The 19,001-nt window shown below is 39.2% G+C and carries 17 protein-coding genes and 5 tRNA genes; 17 read left to right on the plus strand and 5 right to left on the minus strand.

Features of this window, described 5'->3' with window-relative positions:
- The 7 genes from H5090_RS17795 to purF all read left to right on the plus strand — a co-directional run.
- Nucleotides 1–1,556 (plus strand): FimV/HubP family polar landmark protein (locus tag H5090_RS17795; RefSeq protein ID WP_310736319.1); only part of this gene is annotated, 1,556 nt, incomplete at its 5' end.
- A gap of 278 nt (nt 1,557–1,834) precedes the next feature.
- Nucleotides 1,835–2,629, plus strand: a complete 795-nt coding sequence (truA, locus tag H5090_RS17800) for a tRNA pseudouridine(38-40) synthase TruA (protein ID WP_165724236.1) — start codon at nt 1,835–1,837, stop codon at nt 2,627–2,629.
- A 155-nt stretch (nt 2,630–2,784) separates the two neighbouring features.
- Nucleotides 2,785–3,660 carry an acetyl-CoA carboxylase, carboxyltransferase subunit beta gene (gene accD / locus H5090_RS17805; protein ID WP_007376856.1) on the plus strand — a complete coding sequence of 292 codons (876 nt, stop codon included), beginning with the start codon at nt 2,785–2,787 and terminating at the stop codon, nt 3,658–3,660.
- Nucleotides 3,661–3,685: 25 nt separating this feature from the next.
- Nucleotides 3,686–4,951, plus strand: a complete 1,266-nt coding sequence (gene folC, locus H5090_RS17810; RefSeq protein WP_002958358.1) for a bifunctional tetrahydrofolate synthase/dihydrofolate synthase — start codon at nt 3,686–3,688, stop codon at nt 4,949–4,951.
- 11 nt (nt 4,952–4,962) lie between these two features.
- Nucleotides 4,963–5,604 carry an SPOR domain-containing protein gene (locus H5090_RS17815; protein WP_002958357.1) on the plus strand — a complete coding sequence of 214 codons (642 nt, stop codon included), beginning with the start codon at nt 4,963–4,965 and terminating at the stop codon, nt 5,602–5,604.
- A gap of 195 nt (nt 5,605–5,799) precedes the next feature.
- Nucleotides 5,800–6,294: a CvpA family protein gene (locus H5090_RS17820; protein WP_002958356.1), complete on the plus strand. Its 495-nt coding sequence runs from the start codon at nt 5,800–5,802 to the stop codon at nt 6,292–6,294.
- 18 nt (nt 6,295–6,312) lie between these two features.
- Nucleotides 6,313–7,839 (plus strand): amidophosphoribosyltransferase, encoded by a 1,527-nt coding sequence (gene purF, locus H5090_RS17825; RefSeq protein ID WP_024596369.1) that lies wholly within the window; start codon nt 6,313–6,315, stop codon nt 7,837–7,839.
- 114 nt (nt 7,840–7,953) lie between these two features.
- On the opposite strand, the gene H5090_RS17830 is transcribed toward purF, so the two are convergent.
- Nucleotides 7,954–8,553, minus strand: a complete 600-nt coding sequence (locus tag H5090_RS17830; RefSeq protein ID WP_024596370.1) for a Yip1 family protein — start codon at nt 8,551–8,553, stop codon at nt 7,954–7,956.
- Nucleotides 8,554–8,758: 205 nt separating this feature from the next.
- On the opposite strand from H5090_RS17830, the gene miaE reads away from it, so the two are divergent.
- A complete protein-coding gene (gene miaE, locus H5090_RS17835; RefSeq protein WP_182696375.1) occupies nt 8,759–9,526 on the plus strand; it encodes a tRNA isopentenyl-2-thiomethyl-A-37 hydroxylase MiaE in 768 nt (255 codons plus the stop codon).
- Here miaE and H5090_RS17840 read toward each other — a convergent pair.
- The 3 genes from H5090_RS17840 to H5090_RS17850 all read right to left on the minus strand — a co-directional run bounded on the left by H5090_RS17840 (nt 9,523) and on the right by H5090_RS17850 (nt 11,681).
- Nucleotides 9,523–10,308, minus strand: a complete 786-nt coding sequence (locus H5090_RS17840) for a transporter substrate-binding domain-containing protein (RefSeq protein WP_138488746.1) — start codon at nt 10,306–10,308, stop codon at nt 9,523–9,525. The two genes, miaE and H5090_RS17840, sit on opposite strands and share 4 nt — an antisense overlap.
- Before the next feature lie 54 nt (nt 10,309–10,362).
- Nucleotides 10,363–11,100: a UDP-2,3-diacylglucosamine diphosphatase gene (locus H5090_RS17845; RefSeq protein ID WP_002958351.1), complete on the minus strand. Its 738-nt coding sequence runs from the start codon at nt 11,098–11,100 to the stop codon at nt 10,363–10,365.
- An 89-nt stretch (nt 11,101–11,189) separates the two neighbouring features.
- Nucleotides 11,190–11,681, minus strand: coding sequence for a peptidylprolyl isomerase (locus tag H5090_RS17850; protein ID WP_002958350.1), 492 nt, complete (start codon nt 11,679–11,681; stop codon nt 11,190–11,192).
- 155 nt (nt 11,682–11,836) lie between these two features.
- On the opposite strand from H5090_RS17850, the gene cysS reads away from it, so the two are divergent.
- A complete protein-coding gene (gene cysS / locus H5090_RS17855; RefSeq protein WP_182696376.1) occupies nt 11,837–13,216 on the plus strand; it encodes a cysteine--tRNA ligase in 1,380 nt (459 codons plus the stop codon).
- Nucleotides 13,217–13,288: 72 nt separating this feature from the next.
- On the opposite strand, the gene folD is transcribed toward cysS, so the two are convergent.
- Entirely contained in the window at nt 13,289–14,143 is an 855-nt protein-coding gene (gene folD, locus H5090_RS17860; RefSeq protein ID WP_002958348.1) for a bifunctional methylenetetrahydrofolate dehydrogenase/methenyltetrahydrofolate cyclohydrolase FolD, read from the minus strand.
- A gap of 353 nt (nt 14,144–14,496) precedes the next feature.
- Between folD and H5090_RS17865 the strand changes: the two genes are divergently transcribed.
- The 8 genes from H5090_RS17865 (at nt 14,497) to clpX (ending at nt 18,938) form a co-directional block, all read left to right on the plus strand.
- A tRNA-Pro gene (locus H5090_RS17865) sits at nt 14,497–14,573 on the plus strand.
- 67 nt (nt 14,574–14,640) lie between these two features.
- A tRNA-Arg gene (locus H5090_RS17870) sits at nt 14,641–14,717 on the plus strand.
- A gap of 23 nt (nt 14,718–14,740) precedes the next feature.
- Nucleotides 14,741–14,816 (plus strand) — tRNA-His (locus H5090_RS17875).
- A 14-nt stretch (nt 14,817–14,830) separates the two neighbouring features.
- Nucleotides 14,831–14,907, plus strand: a tRNA-Pro gene (locus H5090_RS17880).
- 70 nt (nt 14,908–14,977) lie between these two features.
- Nucleotides 14,978–15,054, plus strand: a tRNA-Pro gene (locus H5090_RS17885).
- 378 nt (nt 15,055–15,432) lie between these two features.
- Nucleotides 15,433–16,737 (plus strand): trigger factor, encoded by a 1,305-nt coding sequence (tig, locus tag H5090_RS17890; RefSeq protein ID WP_002958347.1) that lies wholly within the window; start codon nt 15,433–15,435, stop codon nt 16,735–16,737.
- Nucleotides 16,738–16,901: 164 nt separating this feature from the next.
- Nucleotides 16,902–17,519 carry an ATP-dependent Clp endopeptidase proteolytic subunit ClpP gene (gene clpP / locus H5090_RS17895; RefSeq protein WP_002958346.1) on the plus strand — a complete coding sequence of 206 codons (618 nt, stop codon included), beginning with the start codon at nt 16,902–16,904 and terminating at the stop codon, nt 17,517–17,519.
- A 135-nt stretch (nt 17,520–17,654) separates the two neighbouring features.
- Nucleotides 17,655–18,938, plus strand: coding sequence for an ATP-dependent protease ATP-binding subunit ClpX (gene clpX / locus H5090_RS17900; RefSeq protein ID WP_002958344.1), 1,284 nt, complete (start codon nt 17,655–17,657; stop codon nt 18,936–18,938).
- The last annotated feature ends 63 nt before the right edge of the window (nt 18,939–19,001 follow it).

A 19,001-nucleotide genomic window follows, 5' to 3' on the forward strand; every position in this document is an offset into this window, starting at 1 on the left:
CTGAGCTTGAAGAAGAACCTGAGCTTAAAGAAGAACCTGAACTTATAGATGTAACGGTTGATGATTTTTCAGATACATCAGAGTCGCTTCTTGATCCAGAAGATGCGCTTGAAGAATATACAGATGATACTTTAAAGAGCGTTGATGAGCTTTTAAATGAGCTACAACAAGCGACGGATGATGACTATATAGAAACACCAGATTGGTCTTTAGATGAGCTTGACGACGATCTTGAAGAAATAGAAGTAGATCTTGGTGACGATCCGTTAGCGGGCGACGATGACTCAGATCTTACAAAAATTGAAGAGCAGCTTGATAGCGATCTTATAACGCCAAGTGAAGAGTTAGATGAATATCCTGAACTTGAATTAGACGATGATCATTCATTATTGGAGAATGAACCTTCGTTTGAGCCGCAAGAACCTAAAGAAAATGCACCGAGTGAAGAAAATGCAGTAGCACTTAGTCAAACAGAGAAAGATCTCGCAAATGCGCTTTCTGAAAATGCTAACTTAGATAGCTTAGAAGATGATTTTGATGATGAACTATTAATTGATAATGACTTCTCTGAATCAGAAGCTAAGGTTGAAGACGAGTCGTTTGATGATGATTTACTGCAAGAAATTAATGACGGAATTGATTCTGTTGAACCAGTTAGTATAGAAGAGGATACCAAACCTCTTAACCTTGATGAAGTTCAAGAAACACTAGAAAGTGAGTTGCCATTTACCCCCGAAGAATTACAAGGTGATGATTTAGACGGTGAGGCGCAGGGAGTCGCTTCCAGCCAAGCTGAGCAGGACTTATCAAATGCGCTTTCTGAAAATAATGATTTAGATAGTTTAGAAGACGATTTTGATGATGAAATTTTAATTGAAGACGATTTTTCTGACTTAGATGTTGAGTTTGACGAAGATATTTTAGAGCAAGCGCTAACTGATGAGTTATCAGACGAGCAGCAAGAGCAAACAAATGCAGAGCGCGAAGCACAGTTAACAAACTCAGATGAAGCAGGTAGCACTAATATTAGCTCTGACGATGAACTTGATGAAGAGTTTATGTCAAATTTGACGCAAACTGATTTTGATTCATTACTTAGTGAGTTAGCGGAGCCTGAAGAATTAAGTGCTGAGGATAGCAGTGAATTTGATGTCGACTTTGACAGCTTGCTAAAAGAAGACTTAGAGGAAGATGACTCATTAACTACAAAAGAGCCACTTGTTGAAAGTAGTGATATTGAGCAACTTGATAATGATGAATTTGTAGATATAGATTCATTATTAGAAGAAAGTGAAGAGGCTGAACTTGAACACGAACCTTACACCGACGTTAATATGGATGTCGGTTTGAGTGAGTTTGATGCATTACTTGCTGGTGATAACCCAACCGATGTTGATGCTGAAAGTGGTGGTTATTCAGCTAAACTAGATTTAGCGCGTGCTTATATTGAAATTGATGATTTTGATTCTGCGCTCAAGGTCATTGAGGATGTCATCAACAAAGGCCCAGAAGAAGTTCAAGAAGAGGCACTTAGTTTAAAAGCGAAACTAAAATAACAAATTGTTAAAAAAACCCTTAATTGGTTATTCTAATTAAGGGTTTTTTTATGGATGTTAGTTTAATTATAACAAGGGAAAGCAACGCATTAACGAAGTGAATTTTATAGTATGTAATTGTTATAAAAGAATAATTTACATCGTAATTATTAAGTTATTTGATTCATTGAAATGATCATGTTTTTAATAAAAAGGGTATTACCGCACACCTCCTTTTATTGCGTCGAGAGATAGCATAAAATGCCGTGTTCATTAGCACAGTAGGTAAAGCAGTAATTATGCGAGTAGCACTTGGAGTTGAATACAACGGCGTACGCTATAGTGGGTGGCAACGTCAATCACATGTAAATAGCGTACAACAAGAAGTAGAAAAGGCATTGTCGCGTATTTGTAATCACCCAGTTGAAGTAGTATGTGCGGGGCGAACTGATGCGGGTGTGCACGGTACAGGTCAAATAATACATTTTGAAACTGAAGCTTCGCGTGACATGGTCGCATTTACAATGGGTATGAATACCTTATTGCCTAAAGATATTGCTATTCGCTTTGCACAACCAGTTGCTGTCGATTTTCATGCTCGTTTTAGTGCAACCGCTCGCCGATACCGCTATATTATTTATAACTCTCCTTTTCGAGGAGCAGTGTTAAACGAAGGGGTTACGCATTTTCATCACCCATTAGATGAAGTTAAAATGCAGGAAGCCTGTCAGTATTTGATCGGGACACACGATTTTACATCTTTTCGAGCGATCCATTGTCAAGCAAATACACCGACTCGCACTATTCATCATTTATCGGTACAGCGCCAAGGGTGTTACGTTATTATTGATATTAAGGCGAATGCGTTCTTGCATCACATGGTACGTAATATAACGGGGAGCTTGATGGATATTGGCATACATAAGCAACAGCCCATTTGGTTGAAAGAATTACTTGATTGTAAAGAGCGTGCTAAAGCAAGTGCTACAGCTAAAGCTGCAGGTTTATACTTGGTTGATGTCGATTATCCTGAAGAGTTTAATATTCCTAAAATGCCTTTAGGTCCATTGTTTTTACCTGACGCTGAAATTTAGTTATGGTTGCCGTTAGTGTTTTTTATGAACACTTTTAACTACTAAGACCAGTTTTTTATACCGCGTTAGTGTAATTCATGTTTTAATTGAAAAAATTTGTCTGCTAATTGCTATTGGCAGGCTCGCGACACAGAACAGCATTAAGAGAGTTGCAAATGAGTTGGCTAGAAAAAATCTTACCTAAAACGACAAAATCATCAGGTCGTAAAGAAATCCCAGAAGGTGTTTGGGCTAAGTGCACATCGTGTGATTCAATTTTATATAAAGCTGAATTAGAAAAGTCATTAAACGTATGTCCTAAGTGTGACCACCACATGCGTGTTAGTGGCCGTAAGCGCCTGGAGCACTTTTTAGATGAAGGTGACCGTCAAGAGCTTGGCACACAACATGAGCCTAAAGACATTCTTAAGTTTAAAGATTCTAAAAAATACTCTGATCGTATCAGTGCAGCCCAAAAAGCAAGTGGTGAAAAAGATGCACTTGTAGCTATGAAAGGCCGATTAAAAGGCATTCCAGTTGCAGCAGTAGCATTTGAGTTCTCATTTATGGGTGGTTCAATGGCTTCTGTTGTTGGCGCTCGCTTTGTTGATGCTGTTGATCAATGTTTAGAGCATAACATGCCGCTTATTTGTTTTTCTGCATCAGGCGGTGCACGCATGCAAGAAGCGCTTATGTCGCTTATGCAAATGGCTAAAACAAGTGCTGCACTTGCAAAAATGACTGAAAAAGGTCTTCCGTTTATTTCAGTCATGACTGACCCAACTATGGGTGGTGTATCTGCATCGCTTGCTATGCTGGGCGATATTAACGTTGCAGAACCTAAAGCGTTAATTGGTTTTGCGGGTCCTCGTGTTATTGAGCAAACAGTTCGCGAAACATTACCTGAAGGCTTTCAGCGTAGTGAATTTTTGCTTGAACACGGTGCAATTGACATGATTATTGACCGCCGTGAAATGCGCGATACCCTTGCACGCATTTTAGCTAAATTTATGAACTTGCCTTCTACGGAACAAGAGCATAGAGTAGCGTAAATTTCAGCTTTACTGATTACACGCTATGACAAAAAAAATTCCTAGCCAATCATCAAGCCTTGATGATTGGCTTTTTTATTTAGAAAGTGTTCACCCAGCTAACATTGCTATGGGCTTAGAACGAGTTGCTAATGTTGCTAACAATATTGGCCTGTTAAACACTCCAAGTAAAATTATTCTTATTGCCGGTACAAACGGTAAGGGCACCACAGCACGGTGCTTAGAGTCGCTATTGCTAGCGCAAGGTTTCAGTGTGGGTACTTACGCATCTCCACATTTAATTCGTTATAACGAGCGTGTACGAGTTAATGGGGAAGAATTGGCAGACCAATTTCATATAGATGCTTTTCACCAGCTTGAGCAAGGCCGTAAAGACACTGCTCTGACTTATTTTGAATATGGTACTTTGGGGGCGTTGGCAATTTTTAAACGCTGTAACGTCGATTATGTATTACTAGAGGTTGGTTTAGGTGGACGCTTTGACGCCACAAATATAGTCACTCCCTTTGCAAGCGTGATCACCACTATAGACTTAGACCATAAAGAGTACTTAGGTGATACCCGTGAGTTAGTGGCTTATGATAAAGCCGGTATTTTTCGTGAAAATACACCCGCTATTATAGGGGATTTAAATATTCCTCACACAATGACTGATTACGGCAAAGAAATTAATGCCAACATGACGCTGTCGGGCAGTGACTTTATTTTTAAAGAAAATGCTGAGAGCTTTAATTGGCAATATAAAGAACATAATCTTGAAATAGATAAGCCTGCAATACCGTGTCAAAATGCAGCTACCGCATTAACTACGCTAAGTGTTTTAAACTTATTACCTAGTGAATCAATTATACGAAGTTGTTTAGCTAATTTAGTTGTCGAAGGGCGCTTTCAACAGTTAAGTGTTGAGCCTTTAGTCTTTACCGACGTAGCACACAACCCTGAGTCGGCGCGTTATTTAGCCAATAAGTTATCAAGCTATAAAGATAAAGGCTTTAAAATTCATGCATTAGCCGCTATGCTTGCTGATAAAGATAAAGCGGGTGTATTTAAAGAAGTGAGTCACTTGGTCGATGAGTGGTCATTAGCGAGCTTAAGTGGCCCGCGAGGCGACACTGCAAGTAATTTACAAAATGCACTGCACGAATTGTCTCATCATAATACTATTAATAGCTATGATAGTGTGGCACAAGCACTGAATGTAATTTTACCAGAACAACAAAGTGATACTATGTTGATTATATTTGGTTCATTTTTTACAGTTGCTGGCGCTATTAATTACTTTAAAAAATAGAGAGGATGTCGGTGAACTCAAGTTTTATTAATCGCTTAGTCGGAACAAGTATAGTGGTGATCGCAGCAATTGTGTTTATCCCTAATATACTCGATGGCGAAAAAGTGCATTATAAAGAAGGCTTTAAAGCGATCCCAGACCGCCCTGAGTTCAAAACAATCGATCTTCAAGAGTCAATTGATGAAAATATGGCTAATGCTGAGCCACTAAAGCAAGATGAAATTGAAGACATTCAAGCTGACGATGAAGCTTTTGAGCAGCAAAGCGCGATGGATGAGAGTGATTACGCTGTGGAAGATAAAGTTGTTGAAGCAACTATAGAACCCAAAGCTACACCAATTACAAAAGCGCCTGTTCAAGCTAAGCCAGAGCCAATTGCACCACGTAAAAGTGATGAAAACCTAACGAGTATGGCCTATGTTATTCAATTAGGTAGTTTTTCACATGTTGCAAACGTTAAAGCATTACAGGCTAAATTAAAGGCTGAAGGGTTTAAAACGTTTACTAAACCGATTAAAACCCCAAATGGGACACTAACCAAAGTATTTGTTGGTCCTTCGCTTGATAAAAGTGAATTACAAAAGCAGCTCCCCCAGCTCAAAGAGCTTACTAAATTAAATGGTAAAGTTACGCAGTACGAAGTAACAAAATAATTTTAAAAAGGCTTGTATAACAAGCCTTTTTTTTATTTATTTATATTTTTTTTATCATTATCTTTATCTCACAATACCTACACTAGAATGTTAATTTTTTGTATTAACTACAACCCAGTAATCTCCCGTTTAAACTTGCATACTAACGATGTTTGGGTATAGAATGCGCCCCAAATTAGCGACTAATTGGTTCTTATGATCTGGGTTGATTACGCCATTATTGGCATCATTGTATTGTCTACCATCATCGGTTTAATACGCGGCTTTGTAAAAGAAGCAATGTCATTAGCGGTATGGGCTGGCGCCTTTATCATCTCTAGCTTATTTTACCAATATTTAGCTTCCTTCCTAACAACCATTTCTGAACCCCTTTTAAGAAATGCGGCGGCCATAGCCATATTATTCTTTGCGACGCTACTGTTGGGCGGTTTACTAAACTACATTTTAGGTGAGCTCGTACATCGTACTGGTTTATCGGGTACCGACCGTGTCTTTGGCATAGTGTTTGGTGCTCTACGAGGCGTGTTGGTCGTGAGCGCGTTACTCTTCTTTCTTGATGCTTTTACTGGTGCACCCAATACGCACTGGTGGGGCAATTCTATTTTGATTCCAGAATTTGGCTTTGTTGTTGAATGGTTCTTTTCGTACCTAGAAAACAACTCGAGCTTTTTAAATTCAGTAAACCGTTAATCGGCGAGGATAAATTACATGTGTGGTATCGTTGGAATAGTCGGAACATCCCCTGTCAATCAGGCGATTTATGATGGCTTAACTGTTTTGCAGCACCGTGGTCAAGATGCCGCGGGTATCATTACCATTGAGAATAATACGTTCAGCTTACGCAAAGCAAATGGCTTAGTGAAAGATGCCTTTCACACTCGTCATATGAAACGACTACAAGGTACGATAGGTCTTGGCCATGTGCGCTATCCTACAGCAGGGTCTTCAAGCTCATCTGAAGCACAGCCTTTTTATGTTAACTCACCGTTTGGTATAGCACTTGCCCATAATGGCAACCTTACTAATGCAGAAGCTTTAAAAGAGCAGTTATTCTCAGAAGCACGTCGTCATGTAAATACAACATCTGATTCAGAAATCTTACTCAACATCATGGCACATGAACTAAGTAAATCTGATAAGTTGCATTTAGACCCTGAAGATATATTTACTGCGGTAACCGAGGTAAATAATAAAGTAAGCGGTGGTTATGCAACAATTGCTATGATCATTGGTCACGGTATTGTTGCTTTTCGCGACCCTAATGGTATCCGCCCACTTGTATTTGGCAAACGTGAGACTGCAAAAGGCACTGAGTACATGTTCGCCTCAGAAAGCGTTGCGTTAAAACCGGATGGTTTTGAGTTTGTACGTGACGTTGCCCCTGGTGAAGCTATATATGTTACAGAAGAAGGTGAATTTCATTCACTTAGTTGTGCAGATAAAGCATCTTACTCGCCGTGTATTTTTGAATTTGTTTATTTTGCTCGACCTGATTCAACAATAGACCGTATGTCTGTGTACGCAACACGCGTAAACATGGGCACAAAACTAGGTGAAAAAATTGCACGCGAATGGGCTGATAAAGACATTGATGTAGTTATCCCAATCCCAGAAACTTCATGCGATGTAGCACTGGAAATTGCACGTGTGCTTGATTTACCGTATCGCCAAGGTTTTGTTAAAAACCGTTATATCGGTCGTACATTTATCATGCCTGGCCAAGAGATGCGTAAAAAATCAGTGCGTCAAAAGCTAAATGCAATTGATCGCGAGTTTAAAGGTAAAAACGTATTATTGGTTGATGACTCAATTGTTCGTGGTACAACATCAGCACAAATTGTTGAAATGGCTCGAGAGTCTGGTGCTAAAAATGTTTACTTTGCATCCGCAGCGCCTGAAATACGCTTCCCTAATGTGTACGGTATTGATATGCCTTCAGCAGCAGAGCTTATTGCTCACGGACGTGAAGTGGAAGATATTAATGCAAGTATTGGTTCTGACGGTTTAATCTTTCAATCGTTAAAAGATTTAATAGCTGCGGTTAGCCAAGAAAATCCTGAAATTACTAAGTTTGAAACCTCAGTATTTGATGGGCAATATATTACAGGCGACATTGATCAAAACTATTTAAATCGTATTGATGAGCTACGTAACGATTCAGCAAAAAGCACCCGCGAAAGTGCGATGTCTTCAAGTTTAGAGATTCACAACCAAGACGAAAACGAAGCTGATTAATAATTAGTTAATAAAAAGTCGTTACATAAAAAAAGGAGCTAATTAGCTCCTTTTTTGCGAAGGAAAGAAAGGGAACATTTCTATCAAACACGACTCTTTTTTAGCTAAACTTTATTAAGTAAACATTGGACTAACAATCCCATTTGTCCAAAGCATAGCTGTTACAGCTAAAATAATAACTAGTAATATTAATCCACACGTTACAACCGAGCTGGCATAAATAAAGCCACGCTCTTCTGGAATATGCATAAGTATTGGTACGCCGGTATAAAGTAAGTAGACCGAGTAAGCTAGTGCAATAATTCCAATACACACTACAAACCAAAGTACAGGCCAAAAGGCGGCAAGCGCCGACATAAACACAGGTGTTGCAGTATAAGCTGCAAGTTCAAGTGTTTGTGTAAATGTAGGCTTAGAGCCAAATGTAACGGCCATCCAATGAGCCAAATACGCCAATGCAAAAACACCCGCTATTAAAGCAAAATACATTGCAACTGCAATTAATAGCGCACTATCGTGCGTTAAAAATACAGGATCGCCTGCGCCTATACTCCATCCTAAATAAACAGATGAGTAATAACCCATTATTGAAGGAAACAAAGCAATCAGTAAAATATGCGACAAACTATAGGTTAAACTTTCATGGCGATTATCTATTGTTTGCCATTCTTCAAGTGGGTGAGCATAAATGCCCCAGAGGTGATTTAATATCATAGTACTTACTCCATAAAAGGAACGTATTACTGTTTTGGTTGGTTTATTTTTATACAGTCTATGTACAGTTATGGTTCACTTATTTTGCAAAGTCAAGTTAACTCACTATTAACATTTTGCACAGGTTAGGGCTTTGATTTATCCCAAACAAAATTTCGTGTTAAAATAATGGCATATCAAATTTATTTAGTAATGAGCAGTCAACGTGCCACATAGCCAACTTTTAGAGCCGATCAATAACTTTTTAGTGTGTACAACCCCACAGCAGTGGGTGGAGCAGGCAATTAAAAAAGAGAACTTATCAGTAATCTTAATCGATCACTTAATTTGTGAGTTAAAAGCGGCTCAAAGTGCGATGTTTTTAATACGTAAATACGCTGTTGATAAAGAGGGCAGTGATGCCTTACTCGAGTGGCTAAAGCCATTTGAAACGCTTATTTATAAGCGTGAAGGAAATTGGCGTGATCTCGCGGCTAAAAATAAGCTAACTAAATCAATAATTCCTAAATCTAATTCGCCATATGGACAAGATTTAATTGATAAAATGGTATTGTTGATAAAAGAAGAGTTGCATCATTTTTACCAAGTGCTCGAAATTATGGACGAGTACGGTGTAGAGTACCAAAGCATTACACCATGTCGTTATGCAAAAGGCATGCTTCGTCATGTTAAAACGTTTGAGCCAAACGCCCTTGTTGATAAATTAATTGTAGGCGCTTACATTGAGGCGCGTTCATGTGAGCGTTTCGCAAAGCTTGCGCCGCATGTTGACAAACGTTTAGGTGATTTTTATATTTCGCTGCTGCGCTCTGAAGCCCGTCATTACCAAGATTATCTAACTTTAGCGCAAGAAATTGCTGATTTTGATATTACCGAACGAGTTAAAGAATTTGGCGAGATTGAAGCCGAATTAATTTCATCACAGGATGAAGATTTTAAGTTTCATAGTGGCCTGCCAATAGCAGAAAGCTAATTTTCTTTTAAAAAATTAATGTATTCAGCTGTTTTTTGATTGCTGAAATTGTGTTTCTTCATGATTTCAGCAATGCTTCCGTTTTCAATTATTATATCAATCCCTCTATTAAACTTTTGTAAGTACTCTTTTGCCCTGTAATTTGATTTAGAGACAACTAAATATAGTTTATGAGAAGCAAGATCTGGCAATAAGTACTCAATTTTATTCTTATCTAAATCAACTTCGTTATTGTGCTCAAGCCAATACTTCCCTACTTCTTTAGTGCCTGCGACCAAATCAATACGTCCTTGTTGTAGCAGGTATAAACTTGTAGGAAGGCTTTTAGTGGATGTTATTGCCAGCTCAGTATTTCTTGTAAACTCTTGGCTTACAAAGGCATTGTCTTCTGTACCAATACTATAAGGTGTTAATGATTTAACTGTACCATCGAAGTTAATAGCACTCTCTTTGCGTTTAAAAATTCCAGAATGAGCAACTGCAAGTGGGCGAGAGTAGTAAAAAACTTCATTTCTTTTTAATGAATAAAAAGCGCCTAAAATAGCTGTTTTTCTCTTTTTTTCTAATAGCTTTAGGGCGCGGTCCCATGTCGTAAACTCGGCTTCGCTATTAATGCCTTGAGTTTTAAGGGCTGATTGAGTGATTTCATATAACCAACCGTTATCAGGAAGGTTTTCGCTAAAATAGGGAGGGTAGTTTTCAGTAACAATTTGCCATGTTTGCTCGCTAAATACTTTGGTAGGAATGGCAATTACTACGATGAAAATTAACAGCTTAATCATTAAACCTCTCACTATTATTCAAATATATAGTTAAATAATAGTCAGGATTTTAAATTATGCGAAAGGCGTGCTAATTAATTCTTGTGATTGAGGGGTAACGACTAAATAAGAGCCTTGGGTATACCAGTCACCTAGCACTGTACGAGTAAGCGTTTGTTCATTAACTTTATAGGTATGAACATTAGGGCGGTGAGTATGACCATGAATCATATTAGTAACGTTATGTTTGGCAAAGGTGGCAAGCACGGCTTCATCTACAACGTCTAAAATTTCGATAGGTTTATCAGCTTGGCTCAACTTACTTTTTTCACGGGCATTACGCGCTATTTTTTTACGATACCAAAGTGGCATTGCAAGCATTAATTTTGGCCACCACCAACCACGGCTTTTTTTACGAAATTTTTGATACTCAGTATCTTGAGTACACATTTCGTCGCCATGTAAAATAACGGTAGGCGTACCATATAAATCAATGACTGTTTGTTCATCGAGTAAAGTCATTGCGGCCATGTCTGCATATTGCTTGCGCATGATGAAATCACGGTTGCCATGTATAAAATAAACAGGTGTCCCACCATCATTAACGGCGCTTAAATGCTTTGCTACATCGGCACTCAGCGCTGTAATGTAGTCATCTCCAACCCATACTTCAAAAAAATCACCCAAAATATAAAGTGCATCTACATCTTTATTTAGTATATGCGTATTTAAAAAGTCAAAAAATGCAGCGCTAATGTCGGGGCGGTTTTCGCTTAGGTGTAAATCTGCAATAAAGTAAGTTTGGCGAGTCATAGGTCAGTCTTTTCGATATAAATAAAGCGGGCGTATACACATTGCGTAAATGCCCGCTGATACTCCACATTACGTGGGTAAACTTACTATTAGCTAACAGTAACGCTTTCGATGATCACATCTTCAAGAGGCACGTCTTGGTGAAAACCAGTACTACCTGTTGCTACGCCTTTTATTTTATTTACTACGTCCATGCCTTCTACTACTTCAGCAAAAACACAGTAACCCCAGCCTTGCGATGTTTCGCTACTGTGGTTTAAAAAGTCGTTGTTATTCACGTTAATGAAAAACTGCGCTGTAGCTGAATGAGGATCAGGTGTACGTGCCATTGCTAAAGTACCTATCTTGTTAGATAGGCCATTATTAGCTTCATTTTTAATTGGGTCGTTAACTTCTTTTTGTTCCATACCTGGTACAAAACCACCGCCTTGAACCATAAAACCATCGATTACACGATGAAAGATAGTGCCGTTGAAAAAATCAGCATTTGCATACTCTAAAAAGTTTTTAACAGTGTTTGGAGCTTCTTGCTCAAACATTTTAATGGTGATGTCACCAAAATTGGTGTGTAGAACAACCATGTGTTTTCCTATATCTGGTTTAAATATTGGCGCTATTTTATCGTAGTTGGCTAAGATTAACAAAGTAGATGTTTGGTTTGTTATAAAGCGCTAGAGCAGGGGCTTTTCAAGTGGTAACATAACTGTTCAAGTAAATAGTCAAGGACTCAAAGTAAATGGTAAATATATACAACACACTCACGCGACAAAAAGAGCAATTTAAACCTATGGTCGAAGGCAAAATCGACATGTATGTGTGTGGTATCACCATTTATGATTACTGCCATATTGGACACGCTCGTACTTTTGTTGGTTTTGACGTTATTGTGCGCTACTTACGTCATATTGGTTACGATTTAAAATATGTACGTAACATTACAGATATCGACGATAAAATAATTAAACGTGCAAATGAAAATGGTGAGTCAATAAACGACTTAACTGTGCGCATGACTAAAGCGATGCATGAAGATTTTGATAGCCTAAATATGCTACGCCCAGATATTGAACCAACAGTTACAAGCCATATGGATGAAATCATCGCTATGGTTAAGCGCTTGATTGAAAAAGGCCATGCCTATGTTGCAGCTGATGGCGATGTTTTGTTTGATGTATCAACGTTTGAGCAATATGGTGCGCTTTCTCAGCAAGATCTAACTATGTTGCAATCAGGTTCTCGCGTAGAAGTGGCTCAAGATAAAGACGATCCACTTGATTTTGTGTTATGGAAAAAAGCCAAAGCAGGTGAGCCATCATGGTCATCACCGTGGGGTGATGGGCGTCCTGGTTGGCATATTGAATGTTCGGCAATGAGCTCAAAACACTTAGGAGAGCATTTTGATATTCACGGTGGCGGGTCTGATTTACAGTTTCCACATCATGAAAACGAAATTGCCCAGTCGTGCTGTGCAAACAACGGCAAGTATGTAAATACATGGATACATACTGGCATGGTGCAAGTAAATAAAGAAAAAATGTCTAAGTCGTTAGATAACTTTTTTACTGTGCGTGAGGTTTTAAAAGCATACGACGCTGAATCTGTTCGTTACTTTTTAATTTCAGGGCATTACCGCAGCCAATTAAATTACTCACAAGAAAATTTAGACCAAGCGCGTTCATCACTTGAACGCATTTATACAGCGCTTCGTGATGTCGTACCGGTAGAGTGCGACTTAGAAGGCAATGAGTTTGTTGCTAAGTTTAGAAAAGCAATGAATGATGACTTTAATACACCAGAAGCACTACCTGTGTTGTTCGAACTTGCTAAAGAATTAAACCGCGTAAAAGAAAGTGACGCAGGCCAAGCTGGCAAATTAGCCTTTATATTGCGCAGCCTTGGTGAAGTGCTAGGGGTTGCTCAACAAGCACCGGAAGCTTTTTTACAAGGCGGGCAAGATGACGACGAAGTTGCGACAATTGAAGCATTAATTGTGAAACGTAATGAAGCACGTGCGAGTAAAAACTGGGCTGCTGCTGATGAAGCACGTGATGCGCTTAATGCATTAGGCGTAATACTTGAAGATTCAGCCGGTAAAACAACGTGGCGTAAAGCGTAAACGTTCAAAGTAATTCACGTTTAACTAAAAAAGGGTTGCCAAATGGCAACCCTTTTTTGATTTTTTAACTGCTTAGCTGTGATATTTCTCACATGCTTCAAGTGTGTTTTCAATTAAGCTTGCGACAGTCATCGGGCCAACGCCACCCGGTACAGGTGTAATAAAATGCGCTTTTTGTTCAGCTACACTGTATTGAACATCACCGACTAATTTACCCGTATCTAAACGGTTAATGCCTACATCGATAACGATAGCGCCTTCTTTTATCCAATCTCCAGGTATAAATTCAGGTTTACCCACTGCCACAACTAATAAGTCAGCGCGGCGAACATGTGTTTCTAAGTCTTGAGTAAACTTATGGCACACTGTGGTTGTACAACCGGCTAATAAAAGCTCTAACGACATTGGACGACCAACAATATTTGACGCGCCAACTACCACGGCATGCATCCCTTTATAACGTACACCCGTTGAATCAAGTAAGGTAATAATACCTTTAGGCGTGCATGGGCGAAGAGCAGGCATACGCTGTGCTAATCGACCAATGTTATATGGATGAAATCCATCAACATCTTTATGTGGGGTAATGCGTTCTAAAATCTTTTCAGCATCAAGGCCTTTTGGCAGTGGTAACTGCACTAAAATCCCATCAACTTCGGCATCATTATTTAGCTCGTCAATTAAATCTAAAAGAGTTTGCTCTTGTGTGTCTGCTGGTAAATCAAATGATTTAGAGATAAAACCTACTTCTTCACAGGCTTTACGTTTTGAACCAACATAAACTTGGCTTGCTGGATCAAGTCCTACAAGTACTACTGCAAGTCCTGGTGCACGTAAACCATTTGCTACACGTTCACTTACGCGTTCTGCTACAGCGCTACGTACTTGTTTTGCGATTGCCTTACCATCAATGATGTTTGCCGTCATGGGTGACCTTTAATTGGGGTTAATTAACTAGATACCGATACTCTAAAAACGAATGCACAATAAAATAGGGGTAAAAATGCTAATAAAGAAAAATACGCTCTTTATTTAACTCGTTTTATAATATGCCTACTATTTTCGCAGAAAAGCATAGCAGCGCCAAGTTGCTTTTAAGGTATATAACGTTTGAGCTGTTAAATAGTTTAAAATTCAGCCGACTATTGTAATATTTAACCATTGTGCACTAAAAATGAGCACTTGATTGGTTTTCTTAAAAAAACGTTTGACCTAACCCCGTCAAATCACTATTATGCACCCCGTTGTCAACGAGGTCACTCGCTAACAATAATAAGTTTCGGCGATTAGCGCAGTTTGGTAGCGCACTTGGTTTGGGTCCAAGGGGTCGCAGGTTCAAATCCTGCATCGCCGACCATTTTTTTATAATTTTTTATAATTTTTTATAATCGAATAGCTTATTGGTAAACTATGAAGTTTTCGATGCGCCCATAGCTCAGCTGGATAGAGCAACGCCCTTCTAAGGCGTCGGTCGAAGGTTCGAATCCTTCTGGGTGCACCATTTGAAAACATGTAAATATAGCGGTGATTGTAGCTCAGTTGGTAGAGCCCCGGATTGTGATTCCGGTTGTCGTGGGTTCGAGCCCCATCAGTCACCCCATTTACAACGAATATCGGCGATTAGCGCAGTTTGGTAGCGCACTTGGTTTGGGTCCAAGGGGTCGCAGGTTCAAATCCTGCATCGCCGACCATTTTCTTAAAATGGTCTTAAACTCTCAGTTTAAGTGTTCAGTATGAAAAAAGAAGTTAACTCTTCAATGTCGGCGATTAGCGCAGTTTGGTAGCGCACTTGGTTTGGGTCCAAGGGGTCGCAGGTTCAAATCCTGCATCGCCGACCATTTTCTTATCCAATAAGAACAATAAGTAAACTCCTCTAAGTTATAAATCTAAATCTGTTAGCCTATAATTCTATTAAATAATTTCTATTTTATTCTATTTAGTCCGTAGTTAGCCTGTTTTTTATTCAGTTAGTCTTTATAGTCCCTTATCTAGTCCAAATAATTGCCCCCTATACTCGACTATCATAAATATTAGGTTATAATGCCGCGTCTATTGTTTAACATAGTGCCCGAAGGGCAAAGCAGCAATGGTGTCTCATGGTAGCGACGGATGCTTTTAAGTGTGAAAAACCGCTTAAACTTTATCAAGACTCATGCAGAACACTTTGTTTGTAAAGGAAGGCGAACAGTCGCCAAAATTGAATATTGAGGTAAATCATGCAAGTTTCTGTTGAGACGACCCAAGGCCTTGAGCGCCGTATAACTATCACCGTTCCTTCAGAGAACGTTGAGACCGAAGTAAAAAAACGCCTACAACAACTGTCAAAAACACAGCGTATAGATGGTTTCCGTGCTGGTAAAGTTCCAGTATCTGTAATTAACAAGCGTTTTGGCCCTGCAGTTCGTCAAGAAGTTGCTGGCGAAGTAATGCAACGTAATTACATTGAAGCAATCGTTTCTGAAAAAATCAACCCAGCTGGCGCGCCTACATTCGCTCCTAAATCACTTGAAGCAGGTAAAGATTTAGAATTCTCAGCAACGTTTGAAGTTTACCCTGAAGTTGAAGTTCAAGGTTTAGATAAAATTACTGTTGAAAAACCAGCAGTAACAGTAACTGACGAAGATTTAGCTAACATGCTAGAAACACTTCGTAAGCAACACGCAGCGTGGGCTGATGTTGATGCAGCTGCTGGCGAAAACGACCGTGTAACAGTTGATTTCGTAGGTACTATCGACGGTGAAGTATTTGAAGGCGGCAAAGCTGAAGACTTCCCATTAGAACTTGGCCAAGGTCGTATGATCCCAGGTTTTGAAGATAACATCGTAGGTAAAAAAGCAGGCGAAGAAGTAGTTGCTGATGTAACTTTCCCTGATGATTACCACGCTGAAAACTTAAAAGGTAAAGCGGCTCAATTCACTATCACAGTGAAAAAAGTTGAAGCGCAAGAATTACCAGAATTAAGCGAAGAGTTTGCAACTAAATTCGGTGTTACCGAAGGCGGCGTAGACGCGCTTAAAGAAGAAGTTAAAAAGAACATGACACGTGAGCTAGACCAAGCGGTTAAAGCAAGCGTTAAAGACCAAGCAATCAAAGGTCTTTTAGCTAACAACGAAATCGAAGTGCCTAAAGCACTTGTTGATCAAGAAGTTGATGCTCTACGTCAGCAAGCAGCTCAACGTTTTGGCGGCGATGCTCAAAACATGCCAGAGCTTCCAGCTGAATTGTTCCACGAGCAAGCTGTAACACGTGTAAAAACTGGCCTTTTATTAGGTGAAGTGATTAAAGCTAACGACATCAAAGTTGATGATGCTAAAGTTGAAGCATTAATCGCAACAGTAGCTTCTGCATACGAAGATCCAACTGAAGTAGTAGAATACTACAAAGGTAATGATCAACTTATGCAGCAAATGCGTAATGTAGCAATGGAAGAGCAAGCTGTTGAAGCTATTTTAGCTAAAGCAGTTGTTACTGATGTTGAAAAAGCATTTGATGACATCATGAATCCACAGCAAGGTGCTTAATAAGTCATTGACTTAAGCTCTCGCTAACGATTAAATGGCTCGTGTTACTCTGTTTATACAGCGTGCCCGGGCCATTTTAGTTTTTGGCTCTAAATTTGCGAAAAACGATAACTATGCTTCCTTATAATAAGGATAAGTATAAGCGCATAAGGAATTAAATAAGTATGAATACTGGTATTACAGATCCCCTAAATGCATTGGTCCCAATGGTTGTTGAACAAACACCAAAAGGCGAGCGCTCGTATGATATTTATTCGAGATTATTAAAAGAGCGTATTATCTTTTTAACAGGTCAAGTTGAAGACAACATGGCAAATCTGATCTTAGCGCAAATGCTATTTTTAGAATCAGAGAACCCTGATAAAGATATCTTTTTATATATCAACTCACCAGGTGGTTCAGTAACTGCGGGTATGGCTATTTACGACACAATGAACTTCATCAAACCAGATGTAAGTACAATATGTGTAGGTCAAGCTGCAAGCATGGGTGCTTTTTTACTTACTGCTGGTGCTAAAGGTAAGCGTTTTTGCCTACCAAACTCACGTGTGATGATTCACCAACCATTAGGTGGTTTTCAAGGTCAAGCATCTGACTTTGAAATACACGCTAAAGAAATTCTGTCTATTAAAGATAAGCTTAACCGCTTAATGGCTGAGCATACAGGCCAACCATTAGATATTATCTCTAAAGACACTGATCGTGATAACTTCATGAGTGCTTCGCAAGCTGTAGATTACGGCTTGGTAGACTCTGTGTTTACAAATCGCGACAAAAAGTAAGCGCTTGGTAAGCAGGACTACCTGTTTGCCGCTTTGAGTTACTATGCGAAAACCAATAAATTTTGGTATAGTTAAAGCGTATTGAAATAGCCGCCAATAGTTTTGGTGGCCAACGTAATAAAATGAGGTAGCTGAATGTCTGACACTCCTACAGACGGCGACAAAAGTAATAAATTGTTATACTGCTCTTTTTGTGGCAAAAGCCAACATGAAGTGCGTAAATTAATTGCAGGCCCTTCAGTATACGTTTGTGATGAATGTGTAGAGTTGTGTAACGATATTATCAGGGAAGAGATCAAAGACATTGCTCCTAAGCATGATACGTCTGACAAACTACCTGTACCAAAAGAAATTCGTAAACACTTAGACGATTATGTTATTGGTCAAGACCATGCTAAAAAAGTATTGTCTGTTGCCGTTTATAACCATTATAAACGCCTACGTAACCAATCGACTAAGCAAGACATTGAATTAAGTAAAAGTAATATTTTGCTTATCGGCCCAACAGGTAGTGGTAAAACATTACTTGCAGAAACATTAGCGCGCCTACTTGACGTGCCGTTTACTATGGCCGATGCCACTACATTAACCGAAGCAGGTTATGTAGGTGAAGATGTTGAAAACATCATTCAAAAGCTTTTACAAAAGTGCGATTACGATGTTGAAAAAGCACAGCGCGGTATTGTCTACATCGATGAAATTGACAAGATTTCTCGTAAATCAGATAATCCTTCAATTACGCGTGACGTATCAGGCGAGGGCGTTCAACAGGCGCTACTTAAACTGATTGAAGGCACCGTTGCTTCTGTTCCACCGCAAGGTGGTCGTAAACATCCACAGCAAGAGTTTTTACAAGTAGATACATCTAAAATCTTGTTTATTTGTGGTGGTGCATTTTCAGGCCTAGATAAAGTAATTGAGCAACGTAGCCATAAAAACACCGGTATCGGTTTTGGCGTTAGCGTAAAAGAGTCTGCGGCGAGTCGTTCTTTAAGTGAAACATTTAAAGATGTAGAGCCAGAAGATTTAGTTAAATATGGCTTAATTCCTGAGTTTATAGGTCGTTTGCCGGTAGTGGCTACGCTAACAGAACTTGATGAAGCAGCTCTTGTACAAATATTGAGTGAACCTAAAAACGCGATTACTAAACAGTTTTCAGTATTGTTTGGTATGGAAGACGTTGAACTTGAGTTTCGCGATGATGCCTTAGCTGCAATTGCCCACAAAGCAATGGAGCGTAAAACAGGCGCACGTGGTCTTCGTTCAATTGTTGAAGGTGTACTACTTGATACTATGTACGAGCTTCCTTCAATGGATGATGTAAGCAAAGTAGTTATTGATGAAACCGTTATTAAAGGTGAGTCAGATCCAATCTTGATTTATGAAAATAATAAACAAGATAAAGCTGCATCAGAATAGTTTTTAAGCTATTTGAATGGAAAAAGGAGCCTTAGGCTCCTTTTTTTATAATTAATTTAATCG

The organism is Pseudoalteromonas sp. SR43-5, from assembly GCF_014163835.1.
Classification (GTDB): Bacteria; Pseudomonadota; Gammaproteobacteria; order Enterobacterales; family Alteromonadaceae; genus Pseudoalteromonas; species Pseudoalteromonas distincta.

Excerpts from the sequence above, each read along its gene's own strand:
- truA (WP_165724236.1), top strand. The coding sequence starts at position 1,835 with ATGCGAGTAGCACTTGGAGTTGAATACAACGGCGTACGCTATAGTGGG.
- accD (WP_007376856.1), top strand. The coding sequence starts at position 2,785 with ATGAGTTGGCTAGAAAAAATCTTACCTAAAACGACAAAATCATCAGGT.
- folC (WP_002958358.1), top strand. The coding sequence starts at position 3,686 with ATGACAAAAAAAATTCCTAGCCAATCATCAAGCCTTGATGATTGGCTT.
- H5090_RS17820 (WP_002958356.1), top strand. The coding sequence starts at position 5,800 with ATGATCTGGGTTGATTACGCCATTATTGGCATCATTGTATTGTCTACC.
- purF (WP_024596369.1), top strand. The coding sequence starts at position 6,313 with ATGTGTGGTATCGTTGGAATAGTCGGAACATCCCCTGTCAATCAGGCG.
- H5090_RS17830 (WP_024596370.1), bottom strand. The coding sequence starts at position 8,553 with ATGATATTAAATCACCTCTGGGGCATTTATGCTCACCCACTTGAAGAA.
- H5090_RS17840 (WP_138488746.1), bottom strand. The coding sequence starts at position 10,308 with ATGATTAAGCTGTTAATTTTCATCGTAGTAATTGCCATTCCTACCAAA.
- H5090_RS17845 (WP_002958351.1), bottom strand. The coding sequence starts at position 11,100 with ATGACTCGCCAAACTTACTTTATTGCAGATTTACACCTAAGCGAAAAC.
- H5090_RS17850 (WP_002958350.1), bottom strand. The coding sequence starts at position 11,681 with ATGGTTGTTCTACACACCAATTTTGGTGACATCACCATTAAAATGTTT.
- cysS (WP_182696376.1), top strand. The coding sequence starts at position 11,837 with ATGGTAAATATATACAACACACTCACGCGACAAAAAGAGCAATTTAAA.
- folD (WP_002958348.1), bottom strand. The coding sequence starts at position 14,143 with ATGACGGCAAACATCATTGATGGTAAGGCAATCGCAAAACAAGTACGT.
- tig (WP_002958347.1), top strand. The coding sequence starts at position 15,433 with ATGCAAGTTTCTGTTGAGACGACCCAAGGCCTTGAGCGCCGTATAACT.
- clpP (WP_002958346.1), top strand. The coding sequence starts at position 16,902 with ATGAATACTGGTATTACAGATCCCCTAAATGCATTGGTCCCAATGGTT.
- clpX (WP_002958344.1), top strand. The coding sequence starts at position 17,655 with ATGTCTGACACTCCTACAGACGGCGACAAAAGTAATAAATTGTTATAC.